Below are 17,706 nucleotides of genomic sequence, written 5' to 3'. Positions count from 1 at the left end.
ATGATCCCCTTAGAGAATGCCGGTGATCGAGCAGACCAGGCTGAAGGCCACGACCGACAGCAGGATCACCGTGTAGCGCGGGCCTTTCTTGAGCATGTACAGGTAGATCGCGAACACCGCGGCCAGCGGCAGCAGCCCCGGCACGATCGAGTCGAGCACCTGCTGCACCACCACTTCCGAGCCCTGCAGGAAGCTGAACTTCAGCGGCGTCGAGAGCTTGACGTAGCTGGCGGCGAGCGCGCCCATCATGATCAGGCCGAGCACGTTGGCGCCGTAGATCAGTTCCTTGATCTTGCCGCCCTGCAACAGCGTGACGATGGATTCGCGGCCGAGCTTGTAGCCCTTGTGGCACAGCGCGTAGCTGATGCCGATGGTGATGCCGGTGTACAGCACCAGCGGCGCAATCCCGCCCATGGCGCTGCCCTTGGCGGCGAACGGGATGAACAGCGCGATCAGCAGCGGCATCAGCGCCGCCCAGATGATCGAATCGCCGACGCCGGCCAGCGCGCCCATCAGCCCGGTCTTGATGCCGATGATCGACGAATCGGTGATCGGCTCGCCGCGGGTCTTCTGCTCTTCCATCGCGATCGCCACGCCCTGGATGATCCCGCCCATCACGCCTTCGGTATTGAAGAAGTTCAGATGGCGTTTCAGCGCTTCGGCCTGCTCTTCCTTGTTCGGATAGAGCTTCTTCAGCACCGGCGTCATCGACGCGCAGAAGATCAGGCTTTGCAGACGCTCGTACGAATTCGAGACTTCGGCGCCCATGTAGTAGATCAGCCAGGACTTGGTGATGTCGGCCTTGGTCAGCAGCGGACCGTGCTGGACGTCCGAGACGGCTTTGTCGGTAACGGTAGCGTTCATGATCATGCTTCCTCGTTCTTGCCAAAACTGCGGATCAGGAAGGCGATGCAGGTGCCGAAGATGGCCACTGCCATGATGTCGACCTTCAGGTAGAGCACGGCGAAGAAGCCGGCGACGAAGTAGGGAATCAGCGTCTTCTTGCCGATCACCATGATGGTGATCGCGAAGCCCAGCGCCGGCAGGATGCCGCCCATGATCTCGAACGAGTGGGTCAGCCAGCGCGGCATGAAGGCGAGGAACTGCTCGACCACGGACTGGCCGAAGTAGTTGGCTGCGAACACCACCGGGAAGCGGATCACGAAGCCCATCAGTGCCGGCCACAGGAAGGCGCAGCGCATGATGCCGGCGGTGTTGCAGGTCTCGGCGTGCTTGTCGGCCATGTGGACCCACGCGGCGTTGATCGTCCGGCGCAGCTGGTCGACGAAGACGCCGATCACGCCGAACGGAATCGCCAGCGCGATCGCCAGATTGGCGTCCATGCCGGTCTTCACCGCGATCGGCAGCGCGATGCACGCCGCCAGCGCCGGGTCGGACGGCACGTTGCCACCCGGCGTCGACGTCACGCCGAGGTAGACCAGCTGGATGCCGGCACCGACGATCATCGCCGTCTGCATGTCGCCGGTGATCAGGCCGACGAACACGGCGATCACGATCGGCTGCACCAGCATGCCGGAGAAGGTGTAACCCAGCCGCAGGCGGGCGAACCAGTAGTACAGACCCATCAGGGTCGCGAGCATCAGGGTACTCATGACGAGGCTCCTCGTTCAGGGTGGGTTACAGGCGCTTGAGGATGTCGGCCAGCTTCTGCGGCTTGTCTTCCGGGATCGTCTGGAAGTACACGTCGACGCCGCGTTCCTGCAGGTCGCGCAGCACCGTCTCGTCGGCATCGTCGAGCGTGATGTTCTGGAACACCACCTTGCGGCCCGGGCCGCCGCCGAGACCGCCGACCTGGATCTGCGCGATGTCGAAGCCGTCGATCACGGCCTGGCGCACCGACGCCAGATTCGGGAACAGCACCAGCACGTTGCCGGCACCGAGCTGGTCCTCGCGCCATTGCTGGCAGAAGCCGGCGACGCCGAAACAGTCGACCTTGATGTTGGGCGGCGCGGCCATCATGAAGATGTTCTTCATGAACGGATCGGCGTCGAGCTCGTCGCTGACCACGGCGATGCGGTTGGCCTGAGACTGGCCGACCCACTTGGTGACGACCTGACCGTGGATCAGGCGGCTGTCGATACGGCAAAGGACGATTTTGGCCATGATGGTTCTCCCTGGAATTGAATGAGTGGTTCAGCGTTGCTGCAGGCTTTTGACGATGTTCTTGAAACTGTTGCGGCCGACGTCGACGAGGTCGTCGACCTGATCGGCCAGCCGGCCTTCGTCGCGCATATCGAGCGCGGCAAGCATCAGCGTGGCGTTGAGGCCGGTGATCACGCCGATGTCGAAATCGGCGGAGAGGCGCGCGGCGACGTTCGAGGTCGAGCCGCCGGTGAAGTCGGCGATGATCAGCGAGCCGGCCGGCATCGCCTCGACCCGGGCTTTCACCTTCTCGTAGAACTCGCCCATGGTGTCGACCGGCATCAGTGCCAGATCGGATACGCCGTGGATTTCGCCGGCGACCATCTTCAGGCAGTCGATCAGGTTTGCGCCCCAGCCACCGTGGGTGAGCGTGAGGATTTCGGATACGGGTTGGGTCATTGCGGGTCTCCTTATCGGTTCGTTGCAGCGCGGATGCATCGTTGCGCCGCCCTGACCCGATAAGGGCAAGATGCGTGCCAGCTACTGTCACCCCGTTCGGGATGACAATTAAAATCCAGCAAAATCAGTCACCTGCAAACAAAACGGATGCATCCGGTACCGGAAAACACCGCTTCGATGCCAGATGCGCCGTGAAACATGACAGATGCAGACGGGCCGACAGGGGCAAATGCAGGCCTAGTGTCGTGCCCCCGGCGTACGCCGATCGGTGTGGACGCCCGCGGCGACGGCGCGGGACAGGGTCAGCCGCCGGCGCGGCCGGATCGCGGACGGTGCGTCCGGCCATGCGGCCATGCCGGCCGGATGGCGCCCGGCCTAGCGGAACAGCAGTTCGTAGATGTAGAAGTGCTCGGTATCCGAGAGCCGGATGTTGTAGGCGGTCTCGATCGGTGCGAATGCGGCCTTGATGACGGCAAATGCCGCATCGTTGACGATGGCGCCGGGTGGCAGCGTCATCTGTAACGGTTTGCGCTCGATGACGATGCGTTCGACCATGCAGCAGCAGTGGATCATGAAGCGCAGTGTCACTTTCCGGGACGGCTTGATGTCGAGCTCGCCGCAGATGCGGTGAAAGACGCCCTCGATTTCCTGCAGCACGCGATGCGGGTTCAGCACCGAAATCTGCTTGATGATGCTTTCGATCGTCACCGTCGAAATGAACTTCATCGACACCTTTTCGAGCATCAGCTCGCGCTCGTCCGGCGCCATGTCCACGTCGAGCATGTCCATCACCAGTTCGGCGCCGTGCTCGGAGAACAGCTCTTCGAGCGACAGGAAGGGCACGTCCTGCAGCTTGGGCAGGAAGGAGCCGATGATGCCGGCCAGCCGCTCGTTTTCGCCGATGTGCAGGCTCAGCCGGTCGAGCTGTTCGATCTCGGCGTAGTCGAGCGTGACCAGCCGCACGCGGTCGGTGATCATGTCCTCGAACACGTCCTCGATCATCTTGCGGATCTTCACCGAGGTGCCGAGCCCGGTGACGCAGGAAACGACGACCACGCGCACCTCGTCGGCGCCGGACGCGTCGTACAGGTCGTATTCGAAGCCCTGCGATTCGAGCAGTTCGCCCAGCGCCTTGAGCTCGGTCGTCTCGTACGACAGGTTCATCGCCACCTCGAGCAGGCGCAGCATCGTCACGTTGCGGATCAGCAGCGTTTCGACCTTGAACATCTTGCGCACCACGGCGCCGAAGTGCACCAGCGAGCCGAGGTCGACCGCGAGGATCAGCTTCTTGTACTGGTAGCGCGCCACTTCCTTGAGGAACAGCGCCAGCGTGTCGTGCACGGACTGCTCGAACGGCATGTTGATGGCGGTGACCAGTTCGCGGCCGATCAGCCGGTTCACGTAACCGGCCATGCTGCTCGCGGTGCTGTCGCCGTGCGAGATCAGGATCACGCCGCAATCCTGCTGCAGCCGGTGCGCGTGGCGCTGCGATTTCAGCTCGGCCAGCAGCAGGCACATGAAGATCAGCTCGGCCGACGGGCAGGCGATCAGGAAGGTGTCCTCGATCTTCTTGCACACCAGCCGCGCGTTCTCGTACTCGGCCTTGGCCGCATCCGGAATCAGGTTGGCCGAATACAGCCCCGGCACCTTGCCCTTCTTCACATAGGCCAGCAGCGTGATCAGGTGGTTGCGCAAATGGCCGGCGACGGTGTCGCTCATCTTGTAGCCGGTCAGTCCGTCGATGAAGCTCGTCAGCAGCTTGATCTTCTGTTCGAGCTGCAGGCCGTAGACGCCGTCGAGCGTCGGCAGCGGCTCGGCCGCGGCGTGGTGGATCTTGTGCTCGAACACCGTCTGCAGCTTCTTGCGCAGGATCAGGCTGATCTCGTTGGCCGGGATGTTGCTGTGCTGCAGCTGCGTGTATTCGTCGGCCAGAAAAGCGTAGAAGAGATCGGCATCCTTGCGCTCGGCCGGCATCAGCGCGGTGCGCTCGAGCTTTTTCACGTCGCTCGGCGCGATCGACAGCCAGTCGCCACCGACCAGCTCGTCCAGCGTCAGCCGCGTGCGGATGTCGTAGTGCGCGGCCTTGCCGTCGAGCTGCGCTTCGTCGACGCTCAGCACCGTGCTGCGATTGCCGAACTGGTTGGCGTAGGCCTGGGCACAGATGAACTGGATGTCGCTCTTCAGTTCGCCGATATTGCCTTCGTACTCGCGGCACAGCAGCTCGCCGAGCAGCGGCTTGGCTACCTTGAGCGTCAGTCCGGTCTTGCGGCTTTCGGCGTGGAAAAAGCGTACGATCATTTCCAGACGCTCGTCGAACGAGCGCGCCGACAGCGCCGGCAGGTCGATCACCACCTGGATGCGGCGCAGGAAGGTGCGCAGCAGGGTCGACTTGATGTTCTCGGTCGTCGCGCAGATCAGCCGGACATTGCTGCTGATTTCCTTGTCGCTGGCGCCGAGCCGGCGGTACACGCCCTTGTCGAGGATGGAAAACAGCTTTTCCTGGCCTTCGAACGGCAGCCGGTGGACTTCGTCGAGAAACAGGAAACCGCCTTCGGCCCGCGCAACCAGCCCGTCCTTGGCCGCGCCTGCGCCGGTGAACGCGCCCTGCTGGTGGCCGAACAGGTGCGACGTCAGCAGCTCCGGATTGTTGAAGTACTCGGAACAGTTGAAGTACACGAAAGGCACGGCGGTATCGCGCGCGTAGTCGCTGAAACCGTGCATCAGCTCGGCGAAATAGGTTTTGCCGACGCCCGACGGGCCGGTGAGCATCACGTTCAGCCCGTTGGGCGGGTACAGCACCGCCGCCTTGCCTTTCTCGACCGCCTGCCTGAGGCTCTGGTCGTGACCGATCAGCGCGGTAAACGGGTCCGCTTCGACGACTTCGTCAGCGGCGCCCAGCAGCTCCGCCAGCTCGCGCACCTCGTTCCGCGCCGGATCGAGGTCGCAGCCGAGCAACTCGGCCGAGGCGGCACGGTGCAGGAAGAGGACCGGCCTGCTCTTGATCTTGATGACCCTGCCCTCGCTGCACAGCTCGGTCAGGTCCTTGCTGACCGAATTGCGCGCGATGCCGAGGTTGTAGCCGATGGTTTCGGCATCGATGCCGCCACCGGCACGCAATGCCGAGGCCTTGAGCTGGCGCGTCAAACGCTCGAGCTCCAGGTAAATCGTGTCCTTTCTGCGTAACGCCATATCACCATCCGCTGAGTCTGCTTGCGATGATGCACGCATGCGCATCCATCAACCTTGATCGCGGCCAACAGCAAGCACGACGGCCGCTTGTTCAAGAGTCATAGGTAGCACGGCGGACGGGCACGCTGCCATTGGGGTTAGACCGGTACGGCGTCGCAGGATTGAAACACGCCGCTGCTACGCTCGCCGGCTCCACTGTCCGGGACACATTCGCATGTCGACCCTCGTGTACCGCAAGACCGCGCTAGGCCAGGCCGAAATCGACTCCCGCAATCTCGGTCTGACGGCCAGAGCGCGGCGGCTGCTGATCCTGATCGACGGGCAGCGCTCGCTGGCCGACATCGCCGCTGTCCTTGGCCATGCAGAACTGGCGCCGTTGCTGGCCGAGCTCGGCCACGCCGGGTGCATCGCCAGCGACGATGACCAACCCACCCCGGAGCCCACTGCCGCCCCCGCTCCGCCGGCACCGGCCAGACCGGCTGCGACGCAGCAACCCCGCCCGGTGGAGGCGCTGGACCCGATCCGCATCGTCAAGGCCAAGGAGCTGATGACCGAAAGCACCCAGGCCTTCCTCGGCCTGATGGGGCGCGGGCTGATCAGCGAGATCGAGGCCGTCTCGGATACGCCGGCACTGCGCAACGCCATCGCCCGCTGGAACATGGCACTGCGCGAATCGCGCAAGGCCGGCCCGTACGCCGACGAGTTCGTCCAGGCCGTGAAGGTACTGACCGGGCTGGAATGACCACGCCGGCAAGGCGGCGTTTCAGCCGCGGGCCGAGCATGTTTATACTGGCGGTCGACCAAGGGCACGCGCCCGTACAAAACTGGAGACCCGCCGGATGTTTGCCCGCCTTCGCCCGCTCATAGCTGCACTCTGTACCGCCACGCTGCTGGCCCCGCTGCCGGCGCTGGCCGCCGCCAAGGGTGATACCTTTCCGCGCGCCGTGTTGTGGAAGATCGAGAAATCGGGCGTCCAGAAGCCGTCCTGGCTGTTCGGCACCGCCCACGTCAGCGATCCGAAGGTCACGAAGCTGTCGCCGCAGGTGCAGAAAGCCTTCGACGACGCCGACACGGTCACCACCGAAGTCCGCATCGACTTCAACGGCATGATGGATTTCGCCAAGCGCGTGCTGATGCCCGAAGGCGAACTGCTCGCCAACCAGATCGACAGCAAGCACTACCAGAAGCTGCTGCCCGAACTCGCCGCGCGCGACTACCCGGAGGTCGCCGCCAAGCGCATGCGGCCGTGGGCTGCCGCGATGCTGCTGATGGTGCCGAAAAAGAAAGCCGGTGACCTGCCGCTCGACCTGATGCTGGCGAAGATGGCGATCGAAGGCGGCAAGGAATACACCGGCCTTGAAACGATCTCCGAACAGGCCTCGGTGTTCGAAACGATTCCGGCCGACAAGCAGAAGACGCTGCTGTACGCGCTGATCGACCAGCAGCCCGACCTCGATGCCTACTACAAGAAGCTGATCGCGATGTACGTCCAGCGCGATGTCGAAGGCATCGTCCGCTTCGCCGACAAGGACGAAGTGACCCTGCCTGCCGCCGATCAGGCCTATTTCAACGACTGGAAGCAGAAGACGCTGATCGACGACCGCAACGACCGGATGAACGAACGCATGCAGGCGCAACTGGCCAAGGGCGGCAGCTTCATCGCCGTCGGCGCACTGCATCTGCCGGGCAAGACCGGCCTTGTCGCCCAGCTGAAAAAGCAGGGCTACACGTTGACGCCAATCGACGATCGCAAGCGCAAGTAGTAGTCTCTGTCAGCAAATCACTCTGGAAAGCCGGCTCGCCGGCTTTCCGCGTTTTGGAGAATGGCGATGCATTACCGCACCCTGCCCGGCACCGACCTGAAGGTCTCGTCGATCTGCCTTGGCACGATGACCTTCGGCGAACAGAACAGCGAAGCCGACGCCCACGCACAGCTCGATGCCGCCCGCGCGGCCGGCGTCAACTTCATCGACGCGGCGGAAATGTACCCGGTACCGGCCAGGGCCGACACGGCGGGACGCACCGAAGAATACGTCGGCAACTGGCTGGTGAAGCAGCCACGTGACCAGGTCGTCGTCGCCACCAAGGTGGCCGGCCCGAACCGCGGTATGGACTGGATTCGCGGCGGCCCGCAGCTGAATGCCGCGCAGATCGTTGCGGCCTGCGATGCCTCGCTCGCTCGCCTCAAGACCGACTACATCGACCTCTATCAGGTGCACTGGCCGGCCCGTGCGGTGCCGATGTTCGGCACCAGCCAGTACGATCCGGCCGACGAAAAGCCCGATACGCCGGACATCGACGAGCAGCTCGAAGCGCTGTCGAAACTCGTCACCGCCGGCAAGGTGCGCTACCTCGGCACGTCGAATGAAACCGCCTGGGGCGTGGCCAAATGGGGTGCGGCCGCCGATGCCGCCGGCCTGCCGCGCATCAAAACGATCCAGAACGTCTACAACCTGATCAACCGGACCTTCGAGACCGGTCTGGTCGAAGCCTGCCACCGCGAGCAGGTGTCGCTGCTGGTCTACAGCCCGCTGGCGTTCGGCCTTTTGAGCGGCAAATACGTCGCCGATGCCCCGGCCGACGGCCGGCTGACGCGCTTCCCGGCCTTCGGCTCGCGCTACCGCAAGCCCTTCGTCGACGATGCGGTCGCCGCCTACGCGCAGCTCGCACTCGAATACGGCCTGAGCCCGGCGCAGCTGGCGCTGGCCTTCGTCCACAGCCGCTGGTTCGTCGCCAGCACCATCATCGGAGCGACGACGCTGGCGCAACTGACCGAAAACATCGGCGCCAGCGACATCGTGCTGTCCGGAGAACTCGAAGCCGGCATCGAAAAGCTATACCGTCAGTATCACAGCCCCGCCCTGTAAACGCTCATCCGGTGCCTGCGCCCGCGCACTCGCCGGCTGAAGCGTTGACCTCCAAGACCAGCGGAAAGGAATCCACCATGCGCGCCCAAGCTGAAGCCCTCCGCGACGACATCGTCGCCATCCGCCGCGATATTCACCAGCATCCGGAGCTGGGCTATCGCGAGACGCGCACGGCGCAACGGGTGATCGCCCAGCTGGTCGCCCTCGGCCTGCCCTATCGCGGCGGGATCGCCGGCACCGGCGTCGTTGCCGAGCTGAAAAAAGGCGAGGGCCCGACCGTCATCATCCGCGCCGACATGGATGCACTGCCGATCCAGGAAGACACCGACCTGCCGTATGCGTCGACCACCCCCGGCGTGATGCACGCCTGCGGCCACGACACCCACGTGGCGATGGGCCTCGGCGCGGCCCGGCTGCTGCTCGACGCCGATTTTGCCGGCACCGTGCGCTTCGTGTTCCAGCCGGCCGAGGAAGGTTGCTACAACGATCCGAACGGCTGGTCCGGCGGGCAACGGATGGTCAAGGAAGGCGTGCATGTCGGCGCCAGCGCGGCGATCGCCTTGCATCAGGTGCCGGTCATCCCCACCGGGCGGATCAGCATCCGCGACGGCGCGGTGATGGCCGCCAGCGACGAGGTCGAGATCATCGTTCACGGCCGGGCCGCACATGCCGGCGTATCACCACAGGCCGGTATCGACGCCATCGTCATCGCCGCGCAGCTCGTCACCACGCTGCAGACCGTCGTCGCGCGCAACGTCGGCCCGACCGATACCGCCGTCGTCAGCATCGGTACGATCCAGGGCGGATCGGCGACCAACATCGTCGCCGAATCGGTCCGGCTGACCGGAACCATCCGCACGCTGAACATGGACACCCGTGCCCATGTGCACGCCCGCATCGCCGCGATCTGCGAACACACCGCCGCGATGCACGGCACCACCATCGATTGCCGGATCGCCAACGGCTATCCGGTGACGATGAACGACGCCGGTGTCTCGGCCGTGGCTCGCGATGCCGCCCGGCGGGTGCTCGGCGATGGCGCACTGCTCGACCTGCCGCCCTTGATGGGGGGCGAGGATTTTTCGTTCACCGCACAAGCCGTGCCGTCGTGCTTCGCCCTGCTCGGCACGCAGGGCGCGGAGCGCAGCCCCTACTCGCTGCACAGCCCGAAAATGATCGTCGACGAAGCCGCCCTGCCGCTTGGCGCGGCCTGGCTGGCACAAACCGCGCTCGATCTGCTCGCGCATTTCGCCACGCAGCGCTGACCCCGCTATCGGCCCGACATCGAAGCATCAGGTGTCGAAGCGGTAGTCGAAATCGTAATCATGCCGGCCATCGGCGATGCGGGTCGCCAGCGTCCCGCTCAGCCCCGCCAGTTCACCGGTCCCGGAGTCGGGCACCACCGAAACGTGCAGTTGCGGTACGCCGCGGTTCATCGTTCCGCTGTGCTGCAGCGTGAAGCTGCCGCTGCGGCCGGCCAGTATGCCGCTGACCCGCTCGATCGCGACATAGCCGGCCGAACCGGCAACGGCAGTCCCGGCCGACAGCATCTCGCCGACGCTGGTCGCCACCAGATCACCGCTGAAACGCTTGTCGATCGCCCGCCGCCCCAGCGTCCCGTCGGCCGGATCGTGCAGCTCCAGCCCCTTCAGCTCGACTTCGAATGTCCCGCTTGCGTGCATGTCCATCTCCTTGAATCCATCGCCGGTCGTCGCCGCCGTCAGTCGTCGCCGTCAGTCGTCGCCGTCGAACAGGTCACTGGCCCTTTCCAGAATCGCGTCGACACTCGCATCGATCAGCGGCGACAGGTAGTCCGACACCTTGTCCATCAGCGCCTCGCCGGTATCGGCCGCGACCTTGCTGGCCACCTTCCTGATCGCGGCCTTGAAGATCCCCCTGAGCGAAGTATCCGGCGCGCCGGCCGCCACCAGCGCCAGCCGCAGCGACTCCTTGTCCGCTTCGGCCACCGATGACTCGGCCAGCGCCGAGATCGCGTCAAGGCCGAGCTTGACGATGCTCGGCGAGAACGAGCCGTCCGACAGATAGCCGAGCTGCTTCACCTTGGCACGCAGGTGATCGGATACCAGCGGATTTTCGACCTCAAGCACGAAGGCTTCGCCATCCTTCTGGATCAGCGGCTTTTTCAGCAACGCCTTCACCTTCGCATCCAGCTCGTCCACGGACGAGCGCCGCAGTTCGCGGGCGTAGATCAGTCCGCGCGCCTTGGCACGCGTCACGCGCAGCTTCGACACCAGCTCGTACAGCTCGGGATCGGTATCGATTGCATCGATCTGCGCGAGCGCGTCGAGGAACAGCAGCTCGACCTCGTTCTTCGGCAGGGCGCCAAAGGCGGGGGTCAGGAACCCCTTCAGCAAGCCCTGCAACACCCTGCGAACGGTCGCGTCGTCCGCGCCGTCGATGTATTTCTCCACTTCCATGCACCCTCCTCCCTTGCGCAGCAGGTCAGCCGATCTCCTGAATAGCCGGATTCGCCGGTTTAGCCAATCGTCATGACGGTAAAACGACATTCCCGATCGTTCCCGCGCCTGTTTCCGCTCTCCGGCAACCCGAAGCCGCCATGTGCGGCGTACATAGTGCCGGAGGGCCGGGCCACATCGCCCGCTATACTGCCGGGCTTGCAACGAACCGGAGCCCTGCCATGTCGACCCTTCCCGCCTGTCCGCAATGCGCGATGGAAAACACCTACCCGGACGGCAGCAACTACGTCTGCGCCGACTGCGGCCACGAGTGGAATCCGCAGGCTGCGGGCGCCGCCGATGACGAGGCCCGCGTGGTGCGCGATGCCAACGGCACGGTGCTGCAGGATGGCGATGCGGTAGTGCTGATCAAGGATCTGAAGGTCAAGGGTTCGTCGATCACGCTCAAGCAGGGCAGCAAGGTCAAAAGCATTCGTCTCGTCGGCGACGGTGACCACGAGGTCGACTGCAAACTCGATGCCGGCCAGTTCATGCTCAAGGCCTGCTTTCTGAAGAAAGCCTGAACGCCTTGCGCCCAACAAAAAACGCACATCCCCGGATGTGCGTTTTTCTTTGTGGCCTGCCGGCGTGATCAGAGCCGGAAACGGGATACCGAATTCTTCAGCTCGGTCGACAGTGCCTCGAGCTGCTGCACATTGCGGTTGGCCGCAGCGACCGAGTCGGCCGACGATTCGACCATATTGGCAATCCGCTCGACATTGCTGGCCACGCTGGCACTGGCGACGCTCTGCTCGGCCGTGGCGTTGGCGACGTCGCGGATCTTGCCCAGTGTCGATGCCGATCCGGCGCTGATCTCGCGCAGCGCTTCGGCGGCCTGACCGGCCAGATCGACGCCACGCGCCACCTGCGGCTTCACTTCGTCCATGCTGTGGACCACCGAACCGGTATCGGCCTGGATCGCCTGCGTCATCGCGGCGATCTCGCCGGTCGCCTGCGTTGTGCGCTCGGCCAGCTTGCGCACCTCGTCGGCCACCACGGCAAAGCCGCGGCCCTGCTCGCCGGCACGTGCCGCCTCGATCGCGGCATTCAGCGCCAGCAGATTGGTCTGGTCGGCGATGTCCTTGATCACGGCGGCGATGCCGTCGATCTCGCGCGAGCGCTCTACGAGGCCGGAGATCAGCACCGATGCTTCACCGATCCGGGCGGAAACACGCTGGATTTCGGCCGAAGCATTGTTGACCAGCGATTCGCCCTGCGTCGCCAGCTCGGTCGAGCGCGACGAATTGCCTTCGGTCTCGCGGGCGCTTTCCGAAATCTGGTCGACGCTGACCGACATCTGCTCGATCGCCGCCGCCGTGGCCGCGGTCGCGTCGGACGACTGGCGCGCGGCCTGATTGATCTGCGTCATCTGTCCGGACAGGCTCGCGGCCGCTTGGCCGAGGCTGCCGGCGCCCTGCTGGATGCCTTCGATCATTTTCCGGAGGCTGCTCTGCATCGTCGCCACCGCGCCGAGCAGGCTGTCCGGCGCCACCTTGCCGTCGATGCGGCGGCTCAGGTCGCCTGCAGCGATCGCCTGTGCCACCTCGGTGGCATAGTCCGGCTCGCCGCCGAGGCGGCCGTAGATGCGCCGCGACATCATCACCGCAACGGTCACGACCACGGCCAGCACGATGAGGCCGATGATCAGGAAGTTCAGCGCGTAGTGCCAGTAGGCGCGCTCGATGTCGTCGGTAAACACGCCGAAACCGACGATCCAGTCCCAGCCCGGCACCTTGATCACGCCGTTGATCTTCGGCACCTCGACCTCGCTGCCGGGGCGTTTGGTCACGATGTCGGTGTAGCCGAAATCGCCTTTCGCCAGCACCTCGAGATAGGCCTGATGCGTGGTTCGGCCGTCAGGCAGCTTCGAGCCGAAGTCGACCTTGCCGACACGCTTGGGGTTCGGGTGAACCAGCATCTTCGCGTCCATGCTGCGCACGAACACGTAGTCGTCACCCTTCGACAGCCCCGACGTCGCTTCGATGGCGCGTGCCTGGGCGTCCTCGCGGCTCAGTTTGCCGCTCTGCTCCAGCGCCTGGAAGTGTTGGATCTGGTTCGCCGCCAGATCGAGCAGCAGGCGGATTTCGGCGCGGCGCTCCTGCAGCATGGTCGAGCGGATGGTCTGCAGGGCGTACCCGGCAATGATGACGAGGCCGACGACCGCACAAACGACGATCAGCCCCAGACGGGTAGACAATTTCATGCTTTGCTCCTGCGCCCCCCTGATGAGGCGGTTTGACTTGGTTTGAGCTGCTCGTGGCAGATCGCGGGTCAAAAATATTAGTAATTTGTAATTTTCTTACTTACGGGCGGATTATAACCGCGTCGGCACCGCGCTGATGACATCGAGATAGGCAAAGGATGGACGGCAGGGTGGGAACGGCGCGCGCGCCACGCGCTATAAAAACATGACCGCCATGTCGCCAACATAAGGAACAACCATGATCCATCGCGCCAGCTGCCACTGCGGCCGGATTGCCCTCGAAATCGATGGCGAAATCGGTTCGGTCATCGACTGCAACTGTTCGATCTGCCAGCGTCGCGGCCACCTGCTCTGGTTCGTACCGCGCGCCAGCGTCAGGCTGCTGACGCCCGAAGCCGACATCGGCACGTATACCTTCAACAAGCACGTGATCAAGCACCACTTCTGTCCGCACTGCGGCTGCGGCCCGTTCGGCGAAGGGGTCGACCCGGCCGGCAACGCCATTGCCGCAATCAACATCCGCTGCATCGAGGGCATCGACCTCGCCAGCGTGCAGGTCCACCCGTACGACGGCCGCAGCAAGTAACCCCGACAAAAAGAAACACCCCGCATTGCGGGGTGTTTCTTTTGCTCCGGCCGGGTCAGCAGGCGCCGAGGTCTTCCCACGGCCGGGCGCTGCCGCTGTTGCGATCCGGCACTTCGCCCTGCGTCACCCATTTGGCGCGGTAATTGCGGCCGTTGTAGCTGGCCGACTCGCCGGCCGCGTAGGTCGTTGCACCGGCCCACGGTGCAGCGCAGACCGCGGCGTTCAGCGACATCGTCGCGACCGTTGCTTGCGTACCACCACGCAGGCTGGCGATCGGCTGGCCCGATGCGGCAATCGCCTTGATCTCGTCGATGCTCAGCGCCCGTGTCCACACGGCAACGTCATCGAAGCCCAGCACGAAGCGTTCGACCGGATAGCGGCTGTAGTAGTCGCCTCGCGCATCCTCGTTCAGCGCCCAGCGGCCGTAGCTCGGGACGATGTTGCCGGTGACGTTGCTGAAGCCGAGCACGGTTTCGCGCACGTCGGTGGCGGACTGGCTGGCGTAGCAGCGCATCGTTCTGGCGCTCTTGTCGACGCAGATCGCCACGTAGCACCAGGTGTCGAGCGGCATCGCCAGATAGCCGTCGGCACGGTTGGTGCCGTCGCCGACGTTGAACTTGAAGCGCCCGTCGCCCGAACCGCCGATCGAGATGCCGACGTTCTTGCCGGTCGCCCAGTCCTTGTTGGCGACGATGCTGGTCATGTTCGTGCCCATGCCCGACGGCATCTTCACCCAGAGGCCCATCGTGAACGCGTTGCTGGTGGCACTGACGTCGTACGGCAGGAAGGCCGCAGCGGCCTGCAGCGCGTCGAGGCGGATGCCGTTGCCGTACTGCGACGCCGGATACGTCGCCGTGCCGGTGATCGTCGCGGTGCTGGCCGCGACGTCGTCGCTGCCGTCGGCGTCGAAACGGTGGTAATGCGCCAGCCCGGTCAGCAGCGCACTGCTCCATGCCGAAGGTGCCGGTGTCGGCGTGGTGCGCAGGCTGTCGATCGGCTGGCTGGCCGACGCGATCGCCTGAATGTCACTCGCCGCCAGCGCGCGGTTCCATACCGCCAGATCGTCGAAGGCCAGCACGTAGCGCTCGGTCGGGAAGCGGCTGTAATAGTCGCCGCGACCATCCTCGTTCAACGCCCAGCGGTTGTAGCTCGGCACGATGTTGCCGGTGACGTTGCTGTAGCTCACCGTCGTCGTCGAGACCGTGCCGGCGGCGTTGCTGGCGTAGCAGACGAGTTTCTTGCTGGCTGTATCGAGCGCGATCGCCACATAGACCCACGCACCGGTGACCATGGCGATATAGCCGTCGGCACGGTTGGTGCCGTCGCCGATGTTGAACTTGAAGCGGCCGTCGGACGTGGTGCCGATCGAGATGCCGGCATTCTTGCCGGTCGCCCAGTCCTTGTTGGCCATCACGCTGGTTTCGGTCGTCATGCCGGCCGGCATCTTCACCCAGAAGCCGAGCGTGAAGCTGGCCGGACCCTTGGCCATGTCGAACGGCAGGAAGGCCGCTGCGGCCTGTTTGGCGTCGAGCGTCAGCGCCGAGCCGAACTTGCCACCGGCACCGTAGGCCACCGGGCCGACCGTGCTCAGCGCCGAGCCGCCGACGTCGTCGGCACCGGCGTTTTCCAGCCGGTAGTAATGCGTCATGCCGCTCAGAAGCGCAGCGGTGAAGCCGGCGCCAGGGGCTGGTGTGGGGGTCGGGCCTGGCGCCGGTGTCGGCGTGGGGCTGACGCCCGGAATCGCCACGCGCCCCGGGAAGGTCATGCTGTTGCCGCCCTCGATGTGGCCGCAGTACTCGTAGACGAAGACATTGCCGGTGTCGCCGCCGACCAGCAGCATGAAGTCGTACCAGTTACTGCGCGTCGCCAGATTGAGCGTCAGGCTGGCGTTGGCGGCGATGGTCTGCGGCGTGCGCACGCCGGCAAGATAGTCGTCGACGTTGACGGTGATCGCCACCGGCGCGCGGTTCTGGATCGTGATGGCGACGACGCCACCGGCCGGGTTCGGCGTCACGCTCACCTGCGGATACGCCCCGCCCTGCCAAGCGGTCGGCAGCACGTTGCCGGCAAAGCGGCGGTAGAAACTGTTCGGGCCGTGCACGGCCAGATCGAACTTGCCGGAGGCAACGGCGCTGGCGTCGAACACATGGGTCTGCGCGCTGCTGCCGACGGTGGCGAACACCGGCGCGAATGTCAGCGCGCCGTAGCCGTGGATGTCGAACGCCGCAGATTGCGTTCCGCCGTTGCTCAAGGTCAGCGTGATTTTCTTCGTCGCCGGATCGACCGACGCATCGACATTCGGCTGCACCGCCACCGGCCGCAACGGCCGCGCGCCACCGTTTTCGATGTTCGGCGCAGCGACCTCGCCGTTCGGCTGTGCGGCCGGCAGGTTGGCGCAGGCAAATGCAGCATCGCTGGCCAGATTCGTGGTGTTCGGCAGCGTCGACGGGAAGCCGTAACCGCTGGCGACAAAGTCGAAACCGTCCATCAGATCGCCGCAGACGCTGCGGCGCCACGCGCTGATGTTCGGCTCCTGCACGCCGGTGAAGCGTTCGAGGAAACGCAGCGTCGAGGTATGGTCACTGGTCTGGCTGTGCACCCAGCCGCCGACGCTCCATGGCGAAATCAGCCAGGTCGGAATCCGGTGGCCGAGGCCGAGCGGATAGCCGCCGCTCCACTCGTTGGTCGTACCCGCCGGCGGAATCGGCGGCACGACGTGATCGAAAATGCCGCCGTTTTCGTCATAGGTGTAGATGAACACCGTCTTGGCCCACACCGCCGGGTTGCTGGCGAGCGCGTCGAGGAAGATCTTGGCGTAATCGCCGCCGCCGTTCGGGCTGTGGTTCGGGTGCTCGGACAGCGCCGCCGGGGCGATGATCCAGCTCACCGCCGGCAGCGTGTCGTTGGCGACGTCCTGCGCGAACTGGGTGCGGGCAAAACGCGTCATGCCGCGCTTGTAGAGGTTGGACGTCGTCGCCGCGTTCTTGAAGTTGGCGAACCACGCCAGCGCGTTGTCGTCGTAATTGTCGGCCTCCTGGTACATCTTCCACGAGATGCCCGCCGCTTCGAGCCGCTCGGCGTAGGTCATCCAGGTGAACGGTTTGGATTCGTCGTTGTTCATCGACGCACCATTGGCCCACAGTCCGGCGCCGTTGCTGCCCGACATCAGGAACAGCCGGTTCGGGTTGGTGCTGGTGTCGGCCGAACAGAAATAGTGGTCGCAGGTGGTGAACGCGTCGGACAGCGCGTAGTGGAACGGGATATCGGCGCGGCTGTAATACGCCATGCCGTAATTGCCCTTGTTCGGAATCCACTTGTCCATCGCCCCGCTATTGAACGCCTGCCGGCCGGTGGCCCAGTCATGGGTCACATCGACCATGCACTGGCCGCTGGTGGTGGCGCTGTTGAGCCGGAACGGCCAGATCGCCTGGCCCGCGGCGCTTTTCTGCGCGAACACGCTGCTGCCGTCGGGCAGGCGCAGTGGATGCGGATCGTTGTAGCCGCGCACGCCGTTGAGCGTACCGAGGTAATGGTCGAACGAGCGGTTCTCCTGGCTCAGGATCACCACGTGCGCCACCGACGACAGGCTGCCGCCCGACGGCGTGCCGGCGGCCAGCACCTTCTGCAGGCTGAGCGGCAGCGCGCTCAGCGCAGCGCCGACCCCGCCGTACTTGAGGAAGTTGCGACGATTCATCTCTCTCTCCGTTGTTGTGTCGCCCCCTCTAACGGGAGGCAGCGCACTGTGCACGGCGAATATGAATCGCAGCTTTCCACTTGGTGAATTTGTCACGACATCTAGATGACATGGGGAAACCCGCAGCA

15 protein-coding genes are annotated in these 17,706 nt (G+C 64.7%); 6 read left to right on the top strand and 9 right to left on the bottom strand.

What is annotated here, in order from left to right:
- Window positions 1-9: 9 nt before the first annotated feature.
- The 5 genes from JMJ54_RS13910 to dagR form a co-directional block, all read right to left on the bottom strand.
- Window positions 10-864 (bottom strand): PTS system mannose/fructose/sorbose family transporter subunit IID, encoded by an 855-nt coding sequence (locus JMJ54_RS13910; protein ID WP_189462114.1) that lies wholly within the window; start codon window positions 862-864, stop codon window positions 10-12.
- Between the two features lie 2 nt (window positions 865-866).
- The gene (locus JMJ54_RS13905; protein ID WP_070527780.1) at window positions 867-1,613 is read right to left on the bottom strand and encodes a PTS mannose/fructose/sorbose/N-acetylgalactosamine transporter subunit IIC; all 747 of its coding nucleotides are present in this window, start codon (window positions 1,611-1,613) and stop codon (window positions 867-869) included.
- A 25-nt stretch (window positions 1,614-1,638) separates the two neighbouring features.
- Window positions 1,639-2,124: a PTS sugar transporter subunit IIB gene (locus tag JMJ54_RS13900; protein WP_203539159.1), complete on the bottom strand. Its 486-nt coding sequence runs from the start codon at window positions 2,122-2,124 to the stop codon at window positions 1,639-1,641.
- A gap of 30 nt (window positions 2,125-2,154) precedes the next feature.
- A complete protein-coding gene (locus tag JMJ54_RS13895) occupies window positions 2,155-2,562 on the bottom strand; it encodes a PTS sugar transporter subunit IIA (RefSeq protein WP_203539158.1) in 408 nt (135 codons plus the stop codon).
- 375 nt (window positions 2,563-2,937) lie between these two features.
- A complete protein-coding gene (dagR, locus tag JMJ54_RS13890; protein WP_203539157.1) occupies window positions 2,938-5,751 on the bottom strand; it encodes a transcriptional regulator DagR in 2,814 nt (937 codons plus the stop codon).
- 214 nt (window positions 5,752-5,965) lie between these two features.
- On the opposite strand from dagR, the gene JMJ54_RS13885 reads away from it, so the two are divergent.
- The 4 genes from JMJ54_RS13885 to JMJ54_RS13870 all read left to right on the top strand — a co-directional run bounded on the left by JMJ54_RS13885 (window position 5,966) and on the right by JMJ54_RS13870 (window position 9,883).
- Window positions 5,966-6,493 carry a hypothetical protein gene (locus tag JMJ54_RS13885; RefSeq protein WP_203539156.1) on the top strand — a complete coding sequence of 176 codons (528 nt, stop codon included), beginning with the start codon at window positions 5,966-5,968 and terminating at the stop codon, window positions 6,491-6,493.
- Between the two features lie 97 nt (window positions 6,494-6,590).
- A complete protein-coding gene (locus JMJ54_RS13880; RefSeq protein ID WP_203539155.1) occupies window positions 6,591-7,514 on the top strand; it encodes a TraB/GumN family protein in 924 nt (307 codons plus the stop codon).
- Between the two features lie 66 nt (window positions 7,515-7,580).
- Window positions 7,581-8,618, top strand: coding sequence for an aldo/keto reductase (locus JMJ54_RS13875; RefSeq protein ID WP_203539154.1), 1,038 nt, complete (start codon window positions 7,581-7,583; stop codon window positions 8,616-8,618).
- 77 nt (window positions 8,619-8,695) lie between these two features.
- Entirely contained in the window at window positions 8,696-9,883 is a 1,188-nt protein-coding gene (locus JMJ54_RS13870) for a M20 metallopeptidase family protein (RefSeq protein WP_203539153.1), read from the top strand.
- A gap of 27 nt (window positions 9,884-9,910) precedes the next feature.
- Here the strand turns inward: JMJ54_RS13870 and JMJ54_RS13865 are convergent, their stop codons facing one another.
- On the bottom strand, window positions 9,911-10,306 hold the full coding sequence (locus JMJ54_RS13865) for a DUF3224 domain-containing protein (protein WP_203539152.1): 396 nt from the start codon (window positions 10,304-10,306) through the stop codon (window positions 9,911-9,913).
- A gap of 45 nt (window positions 10,307-10,351) precedes the next feature.
- Window positions 10,352-11,056 (bottom strand): hypothetical protein, encoded by a 705-nt coding sequence (locus JMJ54_RS13860; RefSeq protein ID WP_203539151.1) that lies wholly within the window; start codon window positions 11,054-11,056, stop codon window positions 10,352-10,354.
- A 221-nt stretch (window positions 11,057-11,277) separates the two neighbouring features.
- Between JMJ54_RS13860 and JMJ54_RS13855 the strand changes: the two genes are divergently transcribed.
- Window positions 11,278-11,619 (top strand): zinc ribbon domain-containing protein YjdM, encoded by a 342-nt coding sequence (locus tag JMJ54_RS13855; RefSeq protein WP_203539150.1) that lies wholly within the window; start codon window positions 11,278-11,280, stop codon window positions 11,617-11,619.
- Between the two features lie 68 nt (window positions 11,620-11,687).
- On the opposite strand, the gene JMJ54_RS13850 is transcribed toward JMJ54_RS13855, so the two are convergent.
- Window positions 11,688-13,298 carry a methyl-accepting chemotaxis protein gene (locus JMJ54_RS13850; protein ID WP_203539149.1) on the bottom strand — a complete coding sequence of 537 codons (1,611 nt, stop codon included), beginning with the start codon at window positions 13,296-13,298 and terminating at the stop codon, window positions 11,688-11,690.
- Between the two features lie 238 nt (window positions 13,299-13,536).
- Between JMJ54_RS13850 and JMJ54_RS13845 the strand changes: the two genes are divergently transcribed.
- Window positions 13,537-13,884: a GFA family protein gene (locus JMJ54_RS13845; protein ID WP_203539148.1), complete on the top strand. Its 348-nt coding sequence runs from the start codon at window positions 13,537-13,539 to the stop codon at window positions 13,882-13,884.
- A gap of 55 nt (window positions 13,885-13,939) precedes the next feature.
- On the opposite strand, the gene JMJ54_RS13840 is transcribed toward JMJ54_RS13845, so the two are convergent.
- Window positions 13,940-17,578 carry a phosphocholine-specific phospholipase C gene (locus JMJ54_RS13840; protein ID WP_203539147.1) on the bottom strand — a complete coding sequence of 1,213 codons (3,639 nt, stop codon included), beginning with the start codon at window positions 17,576-17,578 and terminating at the stop codon, window positions 13,940-13,942.
- Between the last annotated feature and the right edge of the window lie 128 nt (window positions 17,579-17,706).

Source organism: Jeongeupia naejangsanensis (genome assembly GCF_016865585.1).
Taxonomy (GTDB): Bacteria; Pseudomonadota; Gammaproteobacteria; order Burkholderiales; family Chitinibacteraceae; genus Jeongeupia; species Jeongeupia naejangsanensis.
The sequence above is the reverse complement of the archived record's forward strand: the minus strand, read 5'-3'. Positions and strand labels throughout refer to the sequence as shown.

Bases quoted from the DNA above. Each gene is read 5' to 3' on its own strand.
- JMJ54_RS13910 (WP_189462114.1), bottom strand. From the start codon at position 864: ATGAACGCTACCGTTACCGACAAAGCCGTCTCGGACGTCCAGCACGGT.
- JMJ54_RS13905 (WP_070527780.1), bottom strand. From the start codon at position 1,613: ATGAGTACCCTGATGCTCGCGACCCTGATGGGTCTGTACTACTGGTTC.
- JMJ54_RS13900 (WP_203539159.1), bottom strand. From the start codon at position 2,124: ATGGCCAAAATCGTCCTTTGCCGTATCGACAGCCGCCTGATCCACGGT.
- JMJ54_RS13895 (WP_203539158.1), bottom strand. From the start codon at position 2,562: ATGACCCAACCCGTATCCGAAATCCTCACGCTCACCCACGGTGGCTGG.
- dagR (WP_203539157.1), bottom strand. From the start codon at position 5,751: ATGGCGTTACGCAGAAAGGACACGATTTACCTGGAGCTCGAGCGTTTG.
- JMJ54_RS13885 (WP_203539156.1), top strand. From the start codon at position 5,966: ATGTCGACCCTCGTGTACCGCAAGACCGCGCTAGGCCAGGCCGAAATC.
- JMJ54_RS13880 (WP_203539155.1), top strand. From the start codon at position 6,591: ATGTTTGCCCGCCTTCGCCCGCTCATAGCTGCACTCTGTACCGCCACG.
- JMJ54_RS13875 (WP_203539154.1), top strand. From the start codon at position 7,581: ATGCATTACCGCACCCTGCCCGGCACCGACCTGAAGGTCTCGTCGATC.
- JMJ54_RS13870 (WP_203539153.1), top strand. From the start codon at position 8,696: ATGCGCGCCCAAGCTGAAGCCCTCCGCGACGACATCGTCGCCATCCGC.
- JMJ54_RS13865 (WP_203539152.1), bottom strand. From the start codon at position 10,306: ATGGACATGCACGCAAGCGGGACATTCGAAGTCGAGCTGAAGGGGCTG.
- JMJ54_RS13860 (WP_203539151.1), bottom strand. From the start codon at position 11,056: ATGGAAGTGGAGAAATACATCGACGGCGCGGACGACGCGACCGTTCGC.
- JMJ54_RS13855 (WP_203539150.1), top strand. From the start codon at position 11,278: ATGTCGACCCTTCCCGCCTGTCCGCAATGCGCGATGGAAAACACCTAC.
- JMJ54_RS13850 (WP_203539149.1), bottom strand. From the start codon at position 13,298: ATGAAATTGTCTACCCGTCTGGGGCTGATCGTCGTTTGTGCGGTCGTC.
- JMJ54_RS13845 (WP_203539148.1), top strand. From the start codon at position 13,537: ATGATCCATCGCGCCAGCTGCCACTGCGGCCGGATTGCCCTCGAAATC.
- JMJ54_RS13840 (WP_203539147.1), bottom strand. From the start codon at position 17,578: ATGAATCGTCGCAACTTCCTCAAGTACGGCGGGGTCGGCGCTGCGCTG.